Source organism: Mesotoga sp. HF07.pep.5.2.highcov (assembly GCF_003666285.1).
In the GTDB taxonomy this organism is placed as follows: domain Bacteria; phylum Thermotogota; class Thermotogae; order Petrotogales; family Kosmotogaceae; genus Mesotoga; species Mesotoga prima.
This window is the reverse complement of the sequence record NZ_JFHJ01000015.1, coordinates 1-5375: the sequence shown is the minus strand read 5'-3', so window position 1 is coordinate 5375 and position 5375 is coordinate 1. Positions and strand designations below refer to the sequence as shown.

8 protein-coding genes are annotated in these 5375 nt (G+C 47.9%); all 8 read right to left on the bottom strand.

Features of this window, described 5'->3' with window-relative positions; all coding sequences use genetic code 11:
* On the bottom strand, positions 1 to 1325 hold a 1325-nt coding region (locus BG32_RS00380), incomplete at its 3' end, for a proton-conducting transporter membrane subunit (RefSeq protein ID WP_121526210.1).
* Positions 1326 to 2774, bottom strand: a complete 1449-nt coding sequence (locus tag BG32_RS00375) for a complex I subunit 5 family protein (protein WP_121526209.1) — start codon at positions 2772 to 2774, stop codon at positions 1326 to 1328.
* A complete protein-coding gene (locus BG32_RS00370) occupies positions 2771 to 3121 on the bottom strand; it encodes a sodium:proton antiporter (RefSeq protein ID WP_099773077.1) in 351 nt (116 codons plus the stop codon). Before BG32_RS00370 ends, BG32_RS00375 begins: the two co-directional genes overlap by 4 nt.
* The gene (locus tag BG32_RS00365; RefSeq protein ID WP_121526208.1) at positions 3118 to 3876 is read right to left on the bottom strand and encodes a Na(+)/H(+) antiporter subunit B; all 759 of its coding nucleotides are present in this window, start codon (positions 3874 to 3876) and stop codon (positions 3118 to 3120) included. Before BG32_RS00365 ends, BG32_RS00370 begins: the two co-directional genes overlap by 4 nt.
* Positions 3873 to 4115: a hydrogenase subunit MbhD domain-containing protein gene (locus tag BG32_RS00360; RefSeq protein ID WP_014731281.1), complete on the bottom strand. Its 243-nt coding sequence runs from the start codon at positions 4113 to 4115 to the stop codon at positions 3873 to 3875. Before BG32_RS00360 ends, BG32_RS00365 begins: the two co-directional genes overlap by 4 nt.
* Entirely contained in the window at positions 4112 to 4456 is a 345-nt protein-coding gene (gene mnhG, locus BG32_RS00355; protein ID WP_014731280.1) for a monovalent cation/H(+) antiporter subunit G, read from the bottom strand. The genes BG32_RS00360 and mnhG overlap by 4 nt, the downstream gene beginning before the upstream one ends.
* The gene (locus BG32_RS00350; RefSeq protein ID WP_014731279.1) at positions 4453 to 4707 is read right to left on the bottom strand and encodes a cation:proton antiporter; all 255 of its coding nucleotides are present in this window, start codon (positions 4705 to 4707) and stop codon (positions 4453 to 4455) included. Before BG32_RS00350 ends, mnhG begins: the two co-directional genes overlap by 4 nt.
* Entirely contained in the window at positions 4704 to 5195 is a 492-nt protein-coding gene (locus BG32_RS00345; protein ID WP_014731278.1) for a Na+/H+ antiporter subunit E, read from the bottom strand. Before BG32_RS00345 ends, BG32_RS00350 begins: the two co-directional genes overlap by 4 nt.
* Positions 5196 to 5375 lie beyond the last annotated feature (180 nt).

Here is a 5375-nt window from a genome sequence, read left to right as displayed (position 1 = left end):
GCTTCTCTAACTTTCTCATGTTCGGGCTTCAGTTGTCCCAGGAAAATCCCCGCTAGAGGTTTGAAGACATACATGAATGACCCTATGCTTCCAAAGAAAGCGGCAAAGGCTAGAAACGGCAAACCATCCTGCACTAGCTGCTGATAGATCAACCACTTCGACACGAATCCGCTTGTAGGAGGAATTCCAGCCACCGAAATAATCGCAACGAGATAAACGGCGAAGGTGACGGGCATCTTCATTATGAGTCCTCCCATCTCGTGCATTTTCGTAGTCTTTGTCCTGTAGGCTACCGCAGCTATCGCCATAAACATGGCGGCAGATGCCATTGCGTGGTTGAGAATGTGCATCATCCCTCCGGCAGTCGCGTAGGTTCCACCAATGGCGAGGGCCAACACTATATAGCCTGAATTGCTTACAGTCGAAAAGGCGATGAGTTCTTTGGCGTCTTCCATTCGTATAGCCATAACCGTTCCCACAACTATCGAAATGCCCCCAAGGAGGGCAAATCCATAATTTACGATCGGAATGCCGTTAAAAAGGGGAAGTTTGCCGAAAACCTTAAAGGAGGGGAAAACAATCGTCATGGTGAAGAGTAGAAAGCCACCGAGTTTTGTGAGTCCTCCGGAAAGGATGGGGCTGAATTCGTCTGGTGCAGAAGAATGTGAGCCCCTAAGCCATGTATGGAGAGGGAAAGTTCCCATCTTTGCAAGAACCATTACCGCCAAGGCTATGAAGATTGTGAGCTGAACACCGATCGGTTGGCTCTCGATCTTCAAAGCCACACTGGAAAATTCGACGGTTCCCAGCCTGCTGTCCATATAAAAGATCGCGAACAACATTGAATAACTTCCCACCGCCGCGATAGCGGCATACTTTATCGCCTCTCCAGTCGACTTTTCCTTGTCTTGAATTATGAGAATCAGAGAGGCCCATGTGGAAATCTCCCAGAAGATCATCAAAGTGAGGAAATCGGCCGAGAAGACCGCCCCGATCGCTCCCGAAGTTACAAGACTAAGCAGAAAGACCTTGACGGGGCTTTTCTTTAGAGGAAGCATGAAGACTGCAGTCATGGATATAATTAGCATCACTATCGAAGCGAAAAACCAGTTAACGGGGGTCATAGAGAAATTGAAGTTGAGTCTTCCAGTTATCCCAACCACTTCATATGATGCTCCGTTACCTCCCCAGAAAAATACATAGACAAAGATAAATATCTGGAACGCGGCGTACGCAACATAGGCAGCACTCTTCTTAAATTTCGAAACCAGAAAGAACAACGGAGCGGCAAAGAGAGATGCCGCTATCACAAAGAGTATATTCATCTACATCCCTCCCAGAATGGCCTTTCCGATTGCCAGAACGCCATTTACAAGAGAATCCGCGGCTCTCTCAAACATTGTGAAAGCCTCCCCGGAGCTTACCCCGAGGAAGACAATGACCGTACTTAGCACAAGCCCGAAGGCAACGAACTCCACCGATGGAACCATTCTCTTCTCAGGCGTCTGAGCTGTTCCAACCGGCTTGAAGAAGGAGAAGATCCAACTGAAGTAATATGTAACTTCAATGGCCGCTGCAATGAGAATTATTACAGGAACGGCTATAGAGGCCTCGAAACTGGCCGAGATCGCGTTCAGCTTTCCCCTGAATCCGAAGAAGAGTGGCATACCTGCGATTGAAAGCGCGGAGACAACGAATGTTACTCCGACTATCGGTGACTTTCGGCCGTAACCGTTAAGGGTGTTTCTATCGTCTCGGCCCAGTTCATCTATAACCTGGTCGTCAACGGAGAAGAGCATAAACTTAGAGAGGGCGTTGTTTATAAGAAGCATTATCGATGCCGTGATTGCCTCAATGCTCCCGATCCCTACAAGAAAGATCGCTAGGCCCGACTGAGCGATGCTTGAATAGGCAAGCGTTCTTCTCAACGACTTCTGACTGAAAGCAAGGACCTCACCTACAAGGACAGTTGCCGTTCCAAGAAGAATGACGAGAGTCATCGCGCGATCATCTCCAACGGCGAGAAGGACCTTTGAAAATGCATTCACCATTGCGAGCGGATAGACCGACGCAAGAACTAGTGTCGCCACACGCGACGATTTCGTCAGAACGTCGGGAACCCAACCGTTGAAGGGGAGCAATTTCGATTCGACGCCAAGACCCGCAACAATAAGAAGTGAAGAAACTAGTGTCACATCCCCGCTTATCTGGCCGGATGATACCCTGGCAGCAAGTTCGGAAATGTTCAGAGTGCCCGCTGCCCCGTAAAGAATCGCAATCCCAAGAAGATACAATAGCGATCCTACCGATCCTATCATCAGATACTTGAAAGATGCAACCTTTGAACCGCTGCCTTCTCCAGTAGATGCAAGAAGATAGGCGGAGATACCGGCGATCTCGAGAAAAACGAAGAGGTTGAAGAGATCGTTTGTCAAGAGGACCCCGTTAAGTGAGGCAAGAGCTACCAAGAAAACCACCGAGTACTTCGTTGTCTCATTCCCTTTTCGTAGGTAACTCAACACTGCAAAAAGAAAGAGAATATTTGCAACGGGAAGCAAAAGCTTCGTAGCGTCGTTGACGAGCAAGCTGATACCATACGGAGCCTTCCACCCGCCAATAGAGAAGCTTGTATCGGTGAGGAACATTACTCCGAAAACCCCAGCGAAAGCGTTGAAGAAGGCTGCTACAAGCAGAGCCCAACCGGATACACTTCTCCAGAAGGCGCTCACAAAGGCCAGCGCGAGGGGTATCGCAATTAACCATACGGGATTCATTCGGAATCTCCTCCTCTACTCGAGAGCTCCGAGATATCTATCGTGCCCCTTGATTTGTTTACAGAAACAATAAGCGCAAGCGCGAGGGCTGTTATGCCAACCCCGATGACTATAGAAGTCAGAACTAGAGCCTGGGGAAGAGGATCGACAAAGAGAAGCGACGAGTTGTCGCTGACCGAAGAAAGAATAGGAGCCGCTCCCCCTTCTATGTAACCAATAGAGACAATGAAGAGGTTGACTCCAATCTCTGCGATATTTAGAGATATTATTAGCTTAACGAGATTCTTCTGCGAAAGAAGGCCGTATAAACCCACGGCTACCAGCATCATAGAGAAGTACTGGATCATACTTCATCGCCCCCTTCCGAAATGAAGTCATCTACAATTCCGGAAAGCTCTGCTCCAACCTTGAGACCGATTACAGAGTAAACAACCGGTATAATTCCTGCGCTGAAAAGCTCTCCTACCACACCCGTGGGAAGGAAATTCTTAAGGAAGGAACCTGAGATCAACAGGCCGGCTATACCTATGAGAACGTAGAGAAGTCCCATTGTACCCTCCAGTATCTTAAGTCCCTTTGAAGCCCTCTTTTCATCGTCAACCGCAACGAGCAGCAAGAAACCGGCTGCGATTATCGCTCCACCGGGGAATCCTCCGCCCGGTGTTAGATGGCCGTGAACGAATACGTATATCCCCAGCACCATTAGCAATGGGGAGATTACGCGCGAGGCGGTCTTGACAACTGGGCTAACGGATATTGCCGAACGAATCCTCTTTCTCCCCCCTCCAAGAAGCAGTCCAACCCCGGTCGCCGAAATGAAGAGGACCGTCACCTCTCCAAGGGTGTCGAATGATCTGTAATTGACGACTATCGAAGTAACCATGTTTGCCGAACCCGTTTCGGCGTTTGCAGTTACTCCGAACTTAATCTCATCTTCATTACCATTGACCGATTTCTCGATGTATTTCGCTGAGACTCTTTCCGAGAGCTTCACATCACCGTATCCTGGAATCCCCATAGAATCTGAAGAGTCGGTATTCAGAACGGTTACGATCATGAAGAAGAAAAGAAGAGCTATAAGTGCAGAGATCATCCGCTTCATTCTACATCAGCTCGTTTCAGCTTCCTAAGGGAGAGGAGGAATATGGCCGTAGTGAGGCCGGCTCCAACAGAAGCTTCCGTTATTGCGACATCCGGAGCTTTCATGATAACAAACAGTATGACAGACAGAAGCCCCATTGCGGAGAGCATTATCACGGAAGTCAACAGCTTATTCGCCTCAATCGCGAAAATAGCCAGTCCCACCATTACCACTCCGATTATGAACGAGAATACGTTCACTCTTCCCCACCCCCTTTGGGGAGACCGTCCGGTTCCTTATGAGATTCCTGATAAGTTATCGGTATTATTCCTTTCTTCAGGGCCGTTCTGGCTATCGCTGAACTCCCGACAGGATTTGTAATAGCAATGAAGGCGACTATGATTATAGTCTTCAGCAGCCACTGTGGATTTATCAGTCCCACACCAAGTATCACGGAGAACGAACCCAGTGTAGTTGCCTTCGTTCCGGCCTGCAGCCTGTTGAAAACATCGGGCATCCTCAGCATTCCAAGGCCTCCCAGGAAAAAGAAAAATGTGCCGACAGATAAGAGCCCATATCCCACAATATCTAGTATGATCATCTTCTCCCCTCCAGATACCTGGCAACCACTATGGTCTCAAGAAACGAGAGCGCAGCATAAACAAGCGCTATATCTAGAAAGAGAGGATTGCCATCGATTAGAGAAAACAATACTATTGCACTAGTAATCATCACGTTCAATATATCCAGTGCTGCGACTCTGTCGGGAACCGTCGGCCCTCTCAGTAATCTGTATAGAGTCAGAGCGGCGCCAATGAGTATTAGCGAAAAGAAGATGGAGAAGCCTATCATTCGAAGATCCCCCCTATTCTCTTCTCAAACTTTCCCGAGATCTCTTCTCTTATTCTCTCGGGTTCACTGGTCTTCTTGTCTATCCAGTGAACCAGGAGACGGTCTTCACCAATGTCAACTGTCAAGGTCCCAGGTGTGAGAGTTATTGAGTTGGCCAGAGTGAGCTTCGAGATCTCCCCTTTCAAATCCGTTTCAACTTCTACCATCGAAGGGTTTATCGGAAGAGAAGGATTCAAGACTCTTTTGGCTACATCGATATTTGCCTTTACCATTTCCATAATGAAGATTGGAAGGAAGGAGAATACGAATCTGAAGACCCGAACAGGAAAATCCAGACCGATCCGGAATCTTGAGTACTTGCTCAAGATTATGGCTACAACAGTCGAAACCACAAGCCCAAGAAGTATCTCGGCAAGGGCAAAACTCCCGGCTAAGCCCAGCCAGATGATAAAGGAGATCACCAGTAGAGAGATGAATTGCAGGGCCATTACACCACCCCTTTATGTGAAATTTGTGAAATATTCCACTTACTAATGAAAGTATCATACCATAAACTGGTATAGGGTATTACAATTCTTCTTTTCATGTTTCCACATCACTACCCCTGCAATAAACCGAAAAACCACTGAACTTTCGTAACCCTATCGATCCGGGGAAAAACTATGTGT

Excerpts from the sequence above, each read along its gene's own strand:
- BG32_RS00370 (WP_099773077.1), bottom strand. The coding sequence starts at position 3,121 with ATGATCCAGTACTTCTCTATGATGCTGGTAGCCGTGGGTTTATACGGC.
- BG32_RS00345 (WP_014731278.1), bottom strand. The coding sequence starts at position 5,195 with ATGGCCCTGCAATTCATCTCTCTACTGGTGATCTCCTTTATCATCTGG.
- BG32_RS00365 (WP_121526208.1), bottom strand. The coding sequence starts at position 3,876 with ATGAAGCGGATGATCTCTGCACTTATAGCTCTTCTTTTCTTCTTCATG.
- BG32_RS00350 (WP_014731279.1), bottom strand. The coding sequence starts at position 4,707 with ATGATAGGCTTCTCCATCTTCTTTTCGCTAATACTCATTGGCGCCGCT.
- BG32_RS00375 (WP_121526209.1), bottom strand. The coding sequence starts at position 2,774 with ATGAATCCCGTATGGTTAATTGCGATACCCCTCGCGCTGGCCTTTGTG.
- mnhG (WP_014731280.1), bottom strand. The coding sequence starts at position 4,456 with ATGATCATACTAGATATTGTGGGATATGGGCTCTTATCTGTCGGCACA.